The organism is Escherichia sp. KS167_9B, assembly GCF_030295215.1.
GTDB lineage: Bacteria > Pseudomonadota > Gammaproteobacteria > Enterobacterales > Enterobacteriaceae > Escherichia > Escherichia coli_F.
The window spans coordinates 4232577-4248451 of the sequence record NZ_AP025754.1 but is presented as its reverse complement, the minus strand read 5'-3'; the positions used below and the strand labels follow the sequence as shown (position 1 = coordinate 4248451).

The window sequence follows — 15875 nt, the reverse complement described above, 5'->3', positions numbered from 1 at the left end:
ACGAAGTGTTTTTAATGTCATTTAGACTGACCGACAACGGGCAGTTTTTTATTACCAGGATAGTTGATCAGGGGTTCACATGCAGGGCACAAAAATTCGACTTTTAGCGGGCGGTTTGCTGATGATGGCCACTGCTGGCTATGTGCAGGCAGATGCGCTCCAGCCTGATCCAGCATGGCAACAGGGGACGCTTTCCAACGGTTTACAGTGGCAAGTGCTGACCACGCCCCAGCGTCCCAGCGATCGTGTTGAAATTCGCCTGCTGGTTAATACCGGTTCGCTCGCCGAAAGTACACAACAGAGCGGTTACAGCCACGCCATCCCTCGTATTGCGTTAACGCAAAGCGGTGGCCTTGACGCAGCACAGGCGCGTTCATTGTGGCAGCAGGGGATCGACCCTAAACGCCCGATGCCGCCGGTAATTGTCTCTTATGACACCACGCTGTTTAATCTGAGTTTGCCCAATAACCGTAACGACTTGCTGAAAGAAGCGCTCTCTTATCTGGCAAATGCCACTGGCAAACTGACTATCACGCCAGAAACCATCAACCACGCGTTGCAAAGTCAGGACATGGTGGCAACCTGGCCTGCCGATACTAAAGAGGGCTGGTGGCGCTATCGTCTGAAAGGATCAACCTTGTTAGGTCACGATCCTGCCGATCCGCTGAAACAACCCGTTGAAGCGGAAAAGATTAAAGATTTCTATCAGAAATGGTACACCCCGGATGCAATGACGCTGCTGGTGGTGGGAAACGTGGATGCGCGCTCGGTTGTCGACCAAATCAACAAAACGTTTGGCGAACTGAAAGGCAAACGTGAAACACCGGCCCCGGTGCCGACGCTTTCTCCGCTGCGTCCTGAAGCGGTGAGTATTATGACCGATGCGGTACGTCAGGACCGGTTATCTATCATGTGGGATACGCCGTGGCAGCCAATTCGTGAATCAGCCGCACTGCTGCGCTACTGGCGTGCGGACCTGGCCCGTGAGGCGCTGTTCTGGCACGTTCAGCAAGCGTTAAGCACCAGTAACAGCAAAGACATCGGTCTTGGATTTGACTGCCGTGTGCTGTATCTGCGTGCGCAGTGTGCCATCAACATCGAGTCACCAAACGACAAGCTGAACAGCAACCTTAATTTGGTAGCGCGTGAGCTGGCAAAGGTTCGCGATAAAGGTCTGCCGGAAGAAGAGTTCAATGCGTTAGTGGCGCAAAAGAAACTGGAGCTGCAGAAACTGTTTGCCGCCTATGCGCGAGCTGATACCGATATTTTGATGGGGCAGCGGATGCGTTCGTTGCAAAATCAGGTCGTTGATATCGCGCCGGAGCAATATCAGAAACTGCGGCAGGATTTCCTTAATAGTCTGACGGTAGAGATGTTAAATCAGGATCTGCGCCAGCAGTTGTCGAACGATATGGCGTTAATTCTTCTGCAGCCGAAAGGCGAGCCAGAATTTAACATGAAAGCGTTGCAGGCGGCCTGGGATCAAATCATGGCCCCATCTACTACTGCTGCCACAACCTCTGTTGCCACGGATGACGTACATCCTGAAGTGACGGATATTCCACCCGCACAGTAATGCCTGATGGTGATGAGTTAGCACAACCATCAGGTATTTATGGATGAGCTGGATAGAGGGGTAACACTTTATCCAGCCTTTTGCATATGCTGCTTTTACGCCGGCATCGCCTCACGCGGGATAATCGCGCCGCGATACTGAATAACGGTACTTGCGGTCAGGTGCCCGCGTTTCGCCGCATTTTCCGCACTGCCGCCCGTCAAACGTACCGCCAGATAACCGGCACTGAAAGAGTCGCCAGCTGCGGTGGTATCGATCACTTTTTCTTTCGGCAGTTTCACCGCCGGAACATCCACTAACCCTTCGCCAGCAATGGACACCAGGCAAGAATCCGCCCCGCGTTTCACCACCACTTCTTTCACGCCCGCGTTATGGGTGCGCGCAATGACGTCTTCCACCGGCTGTTGACCCCACAGCGCGTCTTCATCGTCCAGCGTCAGGAAGGCGATATCCGTGCATTCCAGCATTTGCTGGTACACCTGCTGTGTCTCTTCTTTGCTGGCCCACAGGCGCGGACGATAGTTATTGTCGAAAATTACTTTTCCGCCGTTGGCGCGGCATTCGCGCAGCAGGGAAAGCAGCTTTTCGCGGCTGGTCGGGCTTAAGATCGCCAGGCTAATCCCGCTCAGGTAGAGATAATCGAAACTCGCCAGCTCTTCGCAAATCGCCGCGGATTGCTCACTCTCCAGCCAGAATTTGGCGGCGGCTTCGTTACGCCAGTAGTAGAACGTACGTTCGCCGGTGCTGTCGGTTTCAATGTAGTAAAGGCCCGGCAGACGGTTTTCCATCCGTTGGGTCAGGGAAGTATCAACGTTCTCGCCGTGCCAGGCGTCCAGCATCTGCTGGCTAAAACTGTCCGTTCCCAGCGCCGTTACGTAATGAACGGTTAATGCCGCAGGATCGACCTGACGGGCGATATAGACGGAAGTGTTCAGGGTATCGCCGCCGAAACCGCGCTTAACGTCCGCGCCTTTCTCGGAAAGCTCAATCATGCATTCGCCAATCACGGCAATCTTTTTGGACATAGTCGTGAACCTGATCTGTAAAAAATTAGCGTTAGTTTGCGCTGTGGTGGTTTGCTGGTCAACCATATTAAAACAGTGTTCCATTATTTTTTTGAGCCAGAACGTATTCCTGAAAGATTCCGTTGTGGCGTGGGGAAATTTACCCCGGCCAGGCGGTAAAGTTCTGCCTTTGCGCGCCGATAATCTTTGTCGAGTCCGGGCAGCATCACTTTTAAACACAGGACATCTTTGATGATAAGGCAGGTTATCCAGCGAATAAGCAACCCTGAAGCAAGCATCGAGAGCTTGCAGGAACGGCGTTTTTGGTTGCAGTGTGAGCGTGCTTACACCTGGCAGCCGATCTATCAAACCTGCGGACGGTTAATGGCCGTGGAGCTATTAACGGTGGTCACGCATCCCTTGAACCCTTCGCAACGCCTGCCACCGGATCGCTATTTTACTGAAATCACCGTCAGCCATCGGATGGAGGTTGTGAAAGAGCAGATTGATTTGCTGGCGCAAAAAGCCGACTTCTTTGTAGAGCACGACCTGCTGGCATCGGTCAATATTGATGGTCCTACGCTCATCGCCCTGCGTCAGCAACCAAAAATCCTGCGCCAGATTGAGCGTCTTCCCTGGCTGCGTTTCGAACTGGTGGAACACATCCGTCTGCCGAAAGATTCAACCTTTGCCTCGATGTGTGAATTTGGCCCGCTGTGGCTGGATGATTTTGGCACCGGGATGGCAAATTTCTCTGCGCTAAGTGAAGTGCGTTATGACTACATCAAAATCGCGCGAGAACTGTTTGTGATGCTGCGTCAGTCACCGGAAGGACGCACACTCTTTTCTCAGCTTTTACATCTCATGAATCGCTATTGTCGCGGGGTGATTGTTGAGGGCGTAGAAACGCCGGAAGAGTGGCGTGATGTTCAGAACTCGCCCGCATTCGCCGCACAAGGCTGGTTTCTTTCACGCCCGGCACCGATAGAAACGCTGAATTCGGCAGTTCTGGCGCTATAAGCTGCCTCATTTTCTGCCTGGCTGGACTATCTTTAGGACTGGCACAGGAAGAAATATGAGGAAGCGAATGATGAGCAAGGCAGGCAAAATAACCGCTGCGATTTCAGGGACTTTCTTGTTGTTGATTGTCGTGGCGATCATTTTGATTGCAACATTTGACTGGAATCGACTCAAACCGACCATCAACCAGAAAGTCTCTGCGGAGTTGAATCGTCCATTCGCTATCCGTGGCGATCTGGGCGTGGTGTGGGAGCGGCAAAAACAAGAAACCGGCTGGCGCAGCTGGGTGCCGTGGCCTCATGTGCATGCAGAAGACATCATTCTTGGCAATCCGCCGGATATTCCCGAAGTCACAATGGTGCATTTGCCACGCGTAGAGGCAACACTGGCCCCGCTGGCGTTGCTGACCAAAACGGTCTGGCTGCCGTGGATAAAACTGGAGAAGCCCGACGCGCGTCTGATTCGTCTCTCTGAAAAGAACAATAACTGGACCTTTAATCTCGCCAATGATGACAACAAAGACATGAATGCAAAGCCGTCGGCGTGGTCGTTTCGACTGGATAATATTCTGTTCGATCAAGGGCGGATCGCTATTGATGACAAAGTAAGCAAAGCGGATCTGGAAATTTTTGTCGATCCGTTAGGCAAGCCGCTGCCGTTCAGTGAAGTTACCGGATCGAAAGGTAAAGCGGACAAAGAAAAGGTGGGCGATTACGTTTTTGGTCTGAAGGCGCAGGGACGTTATAACGGTGAACCGCTCACGGGCAAAGGTAAAATCGGCGGTATGCTGGCACTACGCGGCGAAGGTACACCGTTTCCGGTACAGGCTGATTTCCGCTCCGGGAATACTCGCGTCGCTTTTGATGGCGTCGTGAATGACCCAATGAAGATGGGCGGTGTCGATTTACGGCTTAAATTTTCTGGCGATTCGCTGGGTGATCTCTATGAACTGACGGGCGTTCTGCTGCCCGATACCCCGCCGTTTGAAACCGATGGTCGGCTGGTCGCGAAAATCGACACTGAAAAATCGTCGGTATTTGATTATCGAGGCTTTAATGGGCGCATTGGCGATAGTGATATCCACGGTTCTCTGATCTACACCACCGGCAAGCCACGGCCAAAACTGGAAGGTGATGTCGAATCGCGGCAATTGCGGCTGGCAGATTTAGGGCCATTGATTGGCGTTGATTCTGGAAAAGGTGCAGAAAAGTCGAAACGGTCTGAGCAGAAGAAAGGCGAAAAAAGCGTTCAGCCTGCGGGCAAAGTGCTGCCTTATGACCGCTTCGAAACCGAAAAATGGGACGTCATGGATGCCGATGTCCGCTTCAAAGGTCGGCGCATTGAACATGGTAGTAGCTTGCCGATTAGCGATCTTTCTACTCATATCATCCTCAAAAATGCTGACCTGCGCCTGCAACCGCTGAAATTTGGCATGGCAGGCGGCAGCATTGCGGCGAATATTCATCTGGAAGGTGATAAAAAACCGATGCAGGGGCGGGCAGATATTCAGGCTCGTCGGCTGAAACTGAAAGAACTGATGCCGGATGTGGAGCTGATGCAGAAGACGCTGGGGGAAATGAACGGTGACGCGGAACTACGCGGTAGCGGTAACTCGGTGGCGGCGCTTTTAGGCAACAGTAACGGCAACCTGAAACTGTTGATGAATGACGGGCTGGTGAGCCGCAACCTGATGGAGATTGTCGGCCTGAATGTTGGTAACTACATTGTCGGTGCGATATTTGGTGACGATGAGGTGCGGGTGAACTGCGCGGCAGCGAATCTGGATATTGCCAACGGTGTGGCGCGTCCGCAGATTTTTGCTTTTGATACTGAGAATGCGTTGATCAATGTTACCGGCACGGCAAGTTTTGCTTCGGAACAGCTGGATTTAACTATCGATCCAGAAAGTAAAGGGATTCGGATTATCACACTGCGTTCGCCGCTGTATGTGCGTGGGACATTTAAAAATCCGCAGGCTGGGGTAAAAGCCGGACCGTTGATTGCTCGCGGAGCCGTCGCGGCGGCACTGGCAACGCTGGTAACACCGGCGGCGGCGTTACTGGCGCTGATCTCTCCTTCCGAAGGGGAGGCTAATCAGTGTCGGACGATTTTGTCGCAGATGAAGAAGTGATGGAAACTGCCGGATGCGGCGTGAACGCCTTATCCGGCCTACAAATCCTTGCGAATTCAATATATTTTATGGAAATTCAGGCCTGATAAGCGTAGCGCATCAGGCTTTTCACTCTTATTACAACGATTGATGTCGCGTCTCATGGGTCAGCAGCAGGGCGATTAAGGTCAAGCCAGCCATCGCCGCCAGATATAACCCCACCGCACCTAACCCGTAGTTAGTCTGCAACCAGGCTGCGATATATGGTGCAACGGAAGCCCCGAGAATCGACGCTACGTTGTAAGAGAACGATGCTCCGGTGTAACGCACTTCTGTCGGGAACAGCTCTGGTAACAGCGCGCCCATCGGCCCGAAGGTCAGTCCCATCAGACTTAACCCCAGCAGCAGGAAGGCAAAAACCAGAATCGGGTTGCCAGAACCGAGCAGCGGGTTAAAGGCGAACAGCGCGAACAGGATGATCAGCGTGGTGATGATTACCATGCTTTTACGGCGACCAAAGGCATCAGCCAGTAATCCGGCGACTGGCACCATCACGCCAAAACCAATCACTGCCATCATCAGCATCCACAATACTTCGTTACGCGGCAGGCCAAGCCCAACTGGCGCGGCGGCGGTACTAAAGGTCATTGAGTAGACCGTCATGATGTAAAACAGCGTATAGGTTGCCAGCATAATGAACGTACCCAGTACGGTTACGCGAACATGTTTGGTCAGCAGCGTACCCAGCGGGATCTTCACCTGTTTTTTCGCTTTAGCGACTTTCTCAAACACCGGTGACTCATGCAGCGACACGCGAACATACAGGCCGATAATGACCAGCACCGCCGAGAAGATAAACGGCACCCGCCAGCCCCAGCTCATAAACTGCTCGTCGGTCAGTAGCCAGGAAAGCAGTAAGAAAGTGCCGTTGGCAAAGAAGAAGCCAATCGGTGCGCCCAGTTGCGGGAAGGAGCCATACAGTGCACGTTTGCGCGGTGGTGCGTTCTCGGTTGCCAGCAGCGCCGCTCCGCCCCATTCGCCGCCTAAGCCCAGACCCTGACCAAATCGAGCCAGTGCCAGCAGCAGCGGGGCGAAAATACCAATCGTGGCGTAACCTGGCAGCAGACCAATCACCACGGTCGAAATCCCCATCGTTAGCAACGAGGCGACCAGCGTCGCTTTACGCCCAACGCGATCGCCAAAATGACCAAAGACGGCAGAGCCAATAGGGCGCGCGACGAAGGCGATGGCGAAGGTGGCAAGCGACTGTAGCGTTGCTGCCGTAGGATCGCCCTGCGGGAAGAAGATATGCGGAAACACAATAACGGCCGCAGTGGCGTAAATATAAAAGTCGAAGAACTCAATGGCCGTGCCAATGAGAGAGGCGACAAGGACTTTATTACGCGAGTTGATCGGCGTGTATTCTTGCTCGTGGTCGAGTGTTGTGGCTGTTGCTTGCATAATCTTTTCTTATTTTTTGGCTAACGAATAGCCATATTACGCACAGCAAAAGTGATATTTCAATGTGTAACAAATCGCGGAGTTGGTCGAAAATCAGCCAAAAAGGGAATAATGTTTAAGCTGGTGATTTTTCTTCTATGAAATGCTTCACATAATTTCATAAATGGTGGATAAAACTGGTTTTAGGTTAAATAAAAGTTACCAACTGGATTTATATGCTGGAGTAATGAGTTGGAATGAAATTGTTTGCTCCTAAGAGATGACAGAAAAGGCTCTGGGGAAGAGTTTAAGTGGTTATGTGCGCATGATAGCCGGATGCGATGCTGGCGCATTTTATCCGGCCTACGGGGAGCCAGGCCGAATAAATTCGTAGGCCGGATAAGGCGTTACGCTGCATCCGGCATATTTTAAGACTGCGTTTTCCCCGGCATTCTCGGGTCGTCTTTGTATTCGGCGGTGGCAATCCACGCCGCGCAAAACAGCGTCAGACGAGCGAAGAAGTAGAAAAACGCCATCAGTCCCAGCACGGAGCCAAATGCTGCGCCAGACGGAGATTTCATCAGCGATGGCAGTGTGTAGGTCATCACGATTTTAATCACTTCAAAACCTATAGCAGCAAGAAATGTTCCGCGAATTAGCGCTTTTTTGCGCGGACGGTGGCGCGGCAATCGCCAAAAGATCCAGAAGAAAAGCAGATAGTTGGCGAAGATGGAAATCGCAAGACCAATCAACCGCCACGTTGGCTTCAGCCACTCAATGCTGTTCAGGTGCAGGGCGCTAATAATCATTTGCTGCGCCGAACCGGCAACCGAGGTGATCGAAAGCGTCACAATGAGCGCAATCAACAAACCTATCAGCGAAATAAAATCACGCAGATATTTAACCCAAAATTTTTCCTGATCCTGTGGCGAACGTTCCCAGACATCGCGCGATTGAGCGCGAATCGCTTCACGCAGGTTACCCATCCAGTTGATGCCGGAATAAAGCGCCACCGCCAGGCCGACAAGCCCTACCGTCGTACGCTGTTGAACGGCGGTATTGATGGTGTTTTTCAATGTAGCTGCCAGCGTCGGATCGCTAATATTTTGCAGAATTTTGTCGAAGATATCCTGCAGCAGCATCGGATGGGAGGCCAGAACGAAACCAGCGGCGGCAAACGACACCATCAAAATCGGAATCATCGACAAAAATGAGAAATAGGTGATAGCCGCACCAAACTGATTCCCCAGCCGATCGTTAAAGCGTTCAGTCGCGCGAATCAGGTGCGCAATAATCGGTTGGCGTTGGACTTTTTCGGCAGTAGTGGTGACGGTTTCCAGCGCCTGGCTAACTTTGCCGCCTTTCTCGCTATTATCCAGCGGTTTAATCGGCTCGAGCTCCAGATCCTGGGTGGGACGTTTAATCTCGTTTTCCTGCGTCATCCGCTCTTTTATCCTTCTGTCTTGATCATTCTTAAAAAGTATAGTCGGTCAGTCCAGGTACTCTTTCATTACGCCAGCCAGCCACTGCATAAACAGGTTTACACGCCGGGAAAGCTCCCGACGCTGCGGATAAACCAGCGAAAGGGAGAGCGGCTCGGCACGGTAGCCAGGTAATACTTCAATAAGCCGCCCGGCACGCAGGGCTTCGCGCACGGCAATGCGCGGGATCTGAATAATCCCCAGACCGGCAAGACCGGCGGCGAGATAGTTTTCGCTACTGTTTACCGTCAACATGCCGCCAGACTTAAACCACTGGACACCATTAACGCTGGCAACCTCAAAACCTAACGGATGTACACCCAGGTGCGGTGTGTAACGCACTATTGCGTGTGAAGTCAGATCATCGGGGCTTTGCGGATAACCAAAGCGCGTCAGATAGTGCGGACTGGCACAGTTGACCATGGTCAGTTTGCCGAGGGGACAGGCGATAACACCATCTTCCGATAACGCGCCAGTGCGTATCACGCAATCAAAACCATCATGAAGAATATCTACCGGACGGTCATGGCTACTCAGTTCCAGCTCAATTCCCGGATGCTGATAGAGAAATTCCGACAGGCGCGGCAGTAACAGGCTTTTCGCGATTCCTGGTGGGATGTCGATGCGTAATTTACCGCTGATACTGGTGGCATCCTGTTGAAACAGACCGTCCAGTTCGTTGAGATTACTCAACACATCTTTTGCCCGTTGATAATAGGTCATGCCTTCTGGCGTGAGTTTGACCCGTCGCGTGGTGCGCTGGAGAAGCTGGGTGCCAAGTTGATGTTCCAGTGCCTGTATCTGGCGCGAAACACTTCCCTTTGGCAAAGCAAAGAAATCCGCCGCGCGGGAAAAACTTTCCAGCTCCGCGACTTTGATGAACAACTGCATTGCGTGAATTTTATCCATTTCTTTGACCGATTGTTGTTCACAGCGAAACAGTAACGCGAATATCGCATTGTTTATTGTTTTTCTAACATCTAATGCCGGGTTTCACAATGTTGTCATGACGAATGTGGCGATTTCTCAGCAGGAAAAGGGGAGAATAGCTTTATGAGAACGGTGAATCCCCTTAAACAGAGTGTATTTTTCAGCGATTCCCTTTAAAGTGAACAGAGGACGTGTTGGCTATTTGTGCTTATTTTTGTCTCATTGCCGTTTGTTATTTTTGTTTGTAGTCGCGGAATTTCATTTTTAATTGCATGCGTACTAGCCATCAATATAAGGAAATCCTCAAAATTGTTTTAAATAATGCCCTCGACATGTAATTTCAGGCGTTTAGCTGTAACTATTTATATCGGTAACTATTTTCTACGCGTCATCTCTGTAGAATGGCCACCGCCAAATGGCGAATTCTTATTTTTTCTCGCGGGTAATACCCTTCCACTACTTAAGTCTTTTTAACGTATTCAGGTGGAGATTCAGTTATGCAAATAGTCATGTTTGACAGGCAGTCAATATTTATTCATGGAATGAAAATCAGTTTACAGCAACGTATTCCAGGAGTGAGTATTCAGGGGGCCAGTCAGGCAGACGAGTTATGGCAAAAGCTGGAAAGTTACCCTGAAGCCTTAGTGATGCTCGATGGCGATCAGGATGGTGAGTTTTGCTACTGGTTGCTGCAAAAAACCGTGGTGCAATTTCCTGAGGTTAAGGTGTTAATTACGGCGACGGATTGCAATAAACGGTGGTTACAGGAAGTTATCCATTTTAATGTGCTGGCCATTGTGCCTCGTGATTCAACCGTCGAGACATTTGCGTTGGCGGTAAATAGTGCGGCGATGGGGATGATGTTTCTGCCGGGAGACTGGCGAACGACGCCGGAAAAGGACATTAAAGATCTCAAATCGTTAAGCGCCCGCCAGCGGGAGATTTTAACCATGTTAGCGGCGGGCGAATCAAATAAAGAGATCGGCAGGGCGCTGAATATCAGTACCGGAACGGTAAAAGCGCATCTGGAATCACTGTATCGCCGTCTGGAAGTGAAAAATCGCACCCAGGCGGCAATGATGTTAAATATCTCCTCCTGAAGAGGATAATTTTACAGCCAGCAGGAAGTTAGCGGCTGGCTGTAAAAATATTATGGTTCGCCGTACAAACCAATTAAACGGCGTACCACACCGTTAGTCCAGCCAAACCCATCCTGCAACGGATACTCGCCACCGCCGCCTTCGCGGGGAACACCATCGGCAATATGGTATTTCTCAATCAGTTTGTGCTGTTCCAGATAGAACTGATTCACCGTCTTCAGCCAGCTGCGCGCGATTTCATCACCCAGAAGGTCATCGCCGTACATTTTAAATCCCTGAATCGCCATCCATTGTAATGGTGCCCAGCCGTTAGGTTTATCCCACTGTTCACCGGTTTCGTACTCGCTTGCCAGAATCCCGCCAGGCGTCAGTAACCGACTGCGCACGGCGTTTGCCAGACGATCGGCCTGTTCATGGTTCGCCATACCGACATAGAGCGGCACAATGGCGGCAGCGGAAAAGAGCGCCAGTTGTTCGCGTCGCCAGTCGTAATCGCGGTAGATACCGTTTTCATCATCCCAGAGGTAACGGTTTACCGCATCGCGACGGGCACTGGCCTTCTGGCGGAACAGTGCTTCTGTCTCTTTCTCGCCTTTCAGCGCCGAGATGTTGGCGATGGCGCTCTCCAGTTTAAACAGGAAGGCATTCAGATCGATGGGGATGAACTGGGTGGTACGAATGCTCGCCAGACGACCGGTATCACGCAGCCAACGGGAAGAGTAATCCCAACCGGAGGCCGCCCCCGCGCGTAAATCACGGTACACCTCGTTGGGCGGGCGACCAGAATGTTTCGCGGTTTCAACGTCCTCAAGCCAGGATTCGTCACGCGGCGTGTCGCGATCGTCCCAGTAACGGTTGAGCAGCGAGCCGTCGGGCATCCGCACAACATGGCGATAGGCCTGATTAGGGATCAACGATTCTGCGCCGTCCATCCAGAAGGCATATTCCATTTTCAGATGGTCGAGATAGCGGCGCGCGCCGCGTACACCATCTTCTTCAAACAACTCCACCATCAGCGCAAAAACTGGTGGTTGCGAGCGGCTCAAATAATAGGTGCGGTTGCCGTTGGGGATGTGACCATAGTTTTCGATCATCCAGGCGAAGTTATCGGCCATGCATTTCAGCAAATCTTCCCGACCACTTTCCGCCAGCCCCAGCATGGTGAAATAGGAATCCCAGTAGTAGGTTTCGCTAAAACGGCCCCCTGGAACAATGTAAGACTGTGGCAGCGCCAGCAGGGAAGACCACGGAATGTGATCTTGCGGTTCGCGGGTAAGCACCGGCCACAGCTGGTCGATATGCTCTTTCAGGGAATTTTGCGGGTCCGATACATACTCGCTGGAGTAGGTCTCCGGCAGCCAGAAGTGATTTTCAACAAACTTGCGCAAGTCAAAATCACGATGACGGCGCACTTTACGATAGCGGATTAAAATATCCAGCGGGTCCATTTTGGGTGCGCAGTCGGGAAAGGTTTTACTGTCGGGGAAAATTTTCGCCGACTGAACATGCTCGAACAGTTCGAGATAGCGATCGGCAGGCGTCAGCGCATCAGAGGCGGGCAGCCCTTCAATCATCTCGGGTTCTGGTTCTGCCTCGATCATCTCATCCAGTTTTAATTCATACGGGTCCAGTTCATAGCAGAGATCGACCTCGATCATCAGTTCGTCTGGATTAGAGTTTTGAATTTTCTGATTGAGCATAAGGATCCGACCTCCGAAATTCGTCGCTAATTATCGGGCTTTTCTTTAAGGGTAGTCATTTGCTCCGCCTGGTGGGCGACAAAGCGTGCGGTGGATCACGTTTATTAACTTGTCAAAAAATATAACGCACTAATATCAATAGAATTTATAAAAATACGGATTCCGTGTTGTTTTTCATTTTCAGAACATTCAATCCTGCTCTCGCCGCAATCATGATATGCCATTCCTGCTCTGTATAATAGGCACAGACTATCTTATTGATAGTTTATATTCATGTAATTGATTGATTCCTATCAAAAAGCGTATTTCCCTGTTTTTTATGATGGCTTTGTCTCGCAGAGACGTTTGCAGCATTCTGGAAAATTTTCTGGGTCACAATAACTCACCACCGTGAGGGAAGAATAATGAAAATGGTCTCACGTATTACCGCGATCGGCCTGGCTGGCGTCGCGATTTGCTATTTAGGGTTATCTGGTTATGTGTGGTACCACGATAATAAACGCAGTAAACAGGCCGATGTTCAGGCATCTGCTGTCAGTGAAAATAATCAGGTTTTAGGTTTTCTTCGCGAAAAAGGATGCGACTATTGTCATACGCCTTCGGCAGAATTACCCGCCTATTATTATATTCCTGGCGCGAAACAGTTGATGGATTACGACATTAAGCTTGGATATAAATCTTTTAACCTCGAGGCCGTGCGTGCGGCTCTGTTGGCAGATAAACCCGTTTCGCAAAGCGATCTGAATAAGATTGAATGGGTGATGCAGTATGAAACTATGCCACCAACGCGTTATACCGCGCTACACTGGGCGGGTAAGGTGAGTGATGAAGAGCGGGCGGAAATACTTGCCTGGATTGCAAAACAGCGCGCGGAATATTACGCCAGTAATGATACTGCTCCGGAGCATCGCAATGAACCGGTGCAGCCTATTCCGCAAAAACTACCTACCGATGCGCAAAAAGTGGCGTTGGGTTTTGCGCTGTATCATGATCCCCGTTTATCGGCTGATAGCACCATTTCATGTGCACATTGCCATGCGTTAAATGCGGGTGGCGTTGATGGTAGAAAAACGTCGATTGGTGTTGGTGGTGCCGTTGGGCCGATTAACGCACCAACGGTCTTTAACTCAGTATTTAACGTTGAGCAGTTCTGGGATGGTCGTGCGGCAACATTGCAGGATCAGGCGGGTGGACCGCCGTTGAACCCGATTGAAATGGCGTCGAAATCCTGGGACGAAATTATTGCTAAGCTGGAAAAAGATCCGCAGCTTAAAGCGCAGTTCCTCGAAGTCTATCCGCAAGGTTTCAGTGGCGAAAATATTACTGATGCTATTGCTGAATTTGAGAAAACATTAATTACGCCGGATTCCCCATTTGATAAATGGTTGCGTGGAGATGAGAATGCGCTGACGGTGCAACAGAAAAAAGGCTATCAATTATTTAAAGATAATAAATGTGCAACTTGTCATGGTGGTATTATTCTCGGCGGACGTTCTTTCGAGCCGTTGGGGCTGAAAAAAGACTTTAACTTTGGTGAAATTACGGCGGCGGATATTGGTCGTATGAATGTTACTAAAGAAGAGCGTGATAAATTGCGTCAGAAAGTACCCGGTTTACGTAACGTTGCTTTAACGGCACCGTACTTCCATCGCGGTGACGTGCCGACGCTGGACGGGGCGGTAAAACTGATGCTGCGCTATCAGGTAGGCAAAGAGCTGCCGCAGGAGGATGTGGATGATATCGTAGCTTTCCTGCACAGTCTGAACGGGGTATATACGCCGTATATGCAGGATAAACAATAATTAATTTGATCGCCCAAACAGGAATGTTTGGGCGATTTTTATTACGACAATAAAGTCTGTTTTTAATATTATCATGTTAAATGTTTATATTATAAAAAGTCGTTTTTCTGCTTAGGATTTTGTTATTTAAATTAAGCCTGTAATGCCTTGCTTCCATTGCGGATAAATCCTACTTTTTTATTGCCTTCAAATAAATTTAAGGAGTTCGAAATGGACCAGAAGCTGTTAACGGATTTCCGCTCAGAACTACTCGATTCACGTTTTGGCGCAAAGGCCATTTCTACTATCGCGGAGTCAAAACGATTTCCGCTGCACGAAATGCGTGATGATGTCGCATTCCAGATTATCAATGATGAATTATATCTTGATGGCAACGCTCGTCAGAACCTGGCCACTTTCTGCCAGACCTGGGACGACGAAAACGTCCATAAATTGATGGATTTGTCGATCAACAAAAACTGGATCGACAAAGAAGAATATCCGCAATCTGCAGCTATCGACCTGCGTTGCGTAAACATGGTTGCTGACCTGTGGCATGCGCCTGCGCCAAAAAACGGTCAGGCCGTTGGCACCAACACCATTGGCTCTTCCGAGGCCTGTATGCTCGGCGGGATGGCGATGAAATGGCGTTGGCGCAAGCGTATGGAAGCCGCAGGCAAGCCAACGGATAAACCTAATCTGGTGTGCGGCCCGGTACAAATCTGCTGGCATAAATTCGCCCGTTACTGGGATGTGGAGCTGCGTGAAATCCCTATGCGCCCCGGTCAGTTGTTTATGGATCCGAAACGCATGATTGAAGCCTGCGACGAAAACACCATCGGCGTGGTGCCGACTTTCGGCGTGACCTACACCGGTAACTATGAATTCCCGCAACCGCTGCATGATGCACTGGATAAATTCCAGGCCGACACCGGTATCGACATCGACATGCACATCGACGCCGCCAGCGGTGGCTTCCTGGCACCGTTCGTTGCCCCGGATATCGTCTGGGACTTCCGCCTGCCACGTGTGAAATCGATCAGTGCTTCAGGCCACAAATTCGGTCTGGCTCCGCTGGGCTGCGGCTGGGTTATCTGGCGTGACGAAGAAGCGCTGCCGCAGGAACTGGTATTCAACGTTGACTACCTCGGTGGTCAGATTGGCACTTTCGCCATCAACTTCTCCCGTCCGGCGGGCCAGGTAATTGCACAGTACTACGAGTTCTTGCGCCTCGGTCGTGAAGGCTATACCAAAGTACAGAACGCTTCCTACCAGGTAGCTGCCTATCTGGCAGATGAAATCGCCAAACTGGGGCCGTATGAGTTCATCTGTACGGGTCGCCCGGACGAAGGCATCCCGGCGGTTTGCTTCAAACTGAAAGATGGTGAAGATCCGGGATACACCCTGTATGACCTCTCTGAACGTCTGCGTCTGCGCGGCTGGCAGGTTCCGGCTTTCACTCTCGGCGGTGAAGCCACCGACATCGTGGTGATGCGCATTATGTGCCGTCGTGGCTTCGAAATGGACTTTGCTGAACTGTTACTGGAAGACTACAAAGCCTCCCTGAAATACCTCAGCGATCACCCGAAACTGCAGGGTATAGCCCAGCAGAACAGCTTTAAACACACCTGATAACATAATTTTGTAAAAACCGAATGCCCCGACCTTAAAAAACAGGTGGGGCATTCGGTTACTTATTAATGCAATAATATATTGGCTGTTTATTCATCGTG

Annotated in this window: 11 protein-coding genes; 6 read left to right on the top strand and 5 right to left on the bottom strand. The window is 50.7% G+C overall.

All coding sequences use genetic code 11. The features are described from left to right. Positions 1 to 79: 79 nt before the first annotated feature. Positions 80 to 1576 carry a M16 family metallopeptidase gene (locus QUE34_RS21320; protein WP_001163147.1) on the top strand — a complete coding sequence of 499 codons (1497 nt, stop codon included), beginning with the start codon at positions 80 to 82 and terminating at the stop codon, positions 1574 to 1576. A 95-nt stretch (positions 1577 to 1671) separates the two neighbouring features. Here QUE34_RS21320 and kdgK read toward each other — a convergent pair whose 3' ends face one another. Beyond that, the gene (kdgK, locus tag QUE34_RS21315) at positions 1672 to 2601 is read right to left on the bottom strand and encodes a 2-dehydro-3-deoxygluconokinase (RefSeq protein WP_032304004.1); all 930 of its coding nucleotides are present in this window, start codon (positions 2599 to 2601) and stop codon (positions 1672 to 1674) included. Positions 2602 to 2832: 231 nt separating this feature from the next. On the opposite strand from kdgK, the gene pdeH reads away from it, so the two are divergent. Next, positions 2833 to 3600: a cyclic-guanylate-specific phosphodiesterase gene (gene pdeH / locus QUE34_RS21310; RefSeq protein WP_032303996.1), complete on the top strand. Its 768-nt coding sequence runs from the start codon at positions 2833 to 2835 to the stop codon at positions 3598 to 3600. 70 nt (positions 3601 to 3670) lie between these two features. Further along, complete coding sequence (locus QUE34_RS21305) at positions 3671 to 5731, top strand: AsmA family protein (protein ID WP_032303994.1); 2061 nt, start codon at positions 3671 to 3673, stop codon at positions 5729 to 5731. A gap of 117 nt (positions 5732 to 5848) precedes the next feature. Here QUE34_RS21305 and QUE34_RS21300 read toward each other — a convergent pair whose 3' ends face one another. The 3 genes from QUE34_RS21300 to QUE34_RS21290 form a co-directional block, all read right to left on the bottom strand. Further along, the gene (locus QUE34_RS21300) at positions 5849 to 7171 is read right to left on the bottom strand and encodes an MFS transporter (RefSeq protein WP_001149003.1); all 1323 of its coding nucleotides are present in this window, start codon (positions 7169 to 7171) and stop codon (positions 5849 to 5851) included. Positions 7172 to 7578: 407 nt separating this feature from the next. Next, positions 7579 to 8592, bottom strand: coding sequence for an inner membrane protein YhjD (gene yhjD, locus QUE34_RS21295; RefSeq protein ID WP_000191271.1), 1014 nt, complete (start codon positions 8590 to 8592; stop codon positions 7579 to 7581). A 48-nt stretch (positions 8593 to 8640) separates the two neighbouring features. Beyond that, positions 8641 to 9540 carry a LysR family transcriptional regulator gene (locus QUE34_RS21290; protein WP_032185444.1) on the bottom strand — a complete coding sequence of 300 codons (900 nt, stop codon included), beginning with the start codon at positions 9538 to 9540 and terminating at the stop codon, positions 8641 to 8643. A gap of 518 nt (positions 9541 to 10058) precedes the next feature. Between QUE34_RS21290 and QUE34_RS21285 the strand changes: the two genes are divergently transcribed. Beyond that, entirely contained in the window at positions 10059 to 10661 is a 603-nt protein-coding gene (locus tag QUE34_RS21285; RefSeq protein WP_001167676.1) for a helix-turn-helix transcriptional regulator, read from the top strand. A gap of 50 nt (positions 10662 to 10711) precedes the next feature. On the opposite strand, the gene QUE34_RS21280 is transcribed toward QUE34_RS21285, so the two are convergent. Continuing rightward, positions 10712 to 12361: an alpha,alpha-trehalase gene (locus QUE34_RS21280; protein ID WP_000934242.1), complete on the bottom strand. Its 1650-nt coding sequence runs from the start codon at positions 12359 to 12361 to the stop codon at positions 10712 to 10714. A 404-nt stretch (positions 12362 to 12765) separates the two neighbouring features. On the opposite strand from QUE34_RS21280, the gene ccp reads away from it, so the two are divergent. Together ccp and gad are read left to right on the top strand one after the other, a co-directional pair. After that, the gene (gene ccp / locus QUE34_RS21275) at positions 12766 to 14163 is read left to right on the top strand and encodes a cytochrome c peroxidase (protein ID WP_032303993.1); all 1398 of its coding nucleotides are present in this window, start codon (positions 12766 to 12768) and stop codon (positions 14161 to 14163) included. A gap of 210 nt (positions 14164 to 14373) precedes the next feature. Then, positions 14374 to 15774, top strand: coding sequence for a glutamate decarboxylase (gene gad, locus QUE34_RS21270; RefSeq protein ID WP_000372240.1), 1401 nt, complete (start codon positions 14374 to 14376; stop codon positions 15772 to 15774). Positions 15775 to 15875 lie beyond the last annotated feature (101 nt).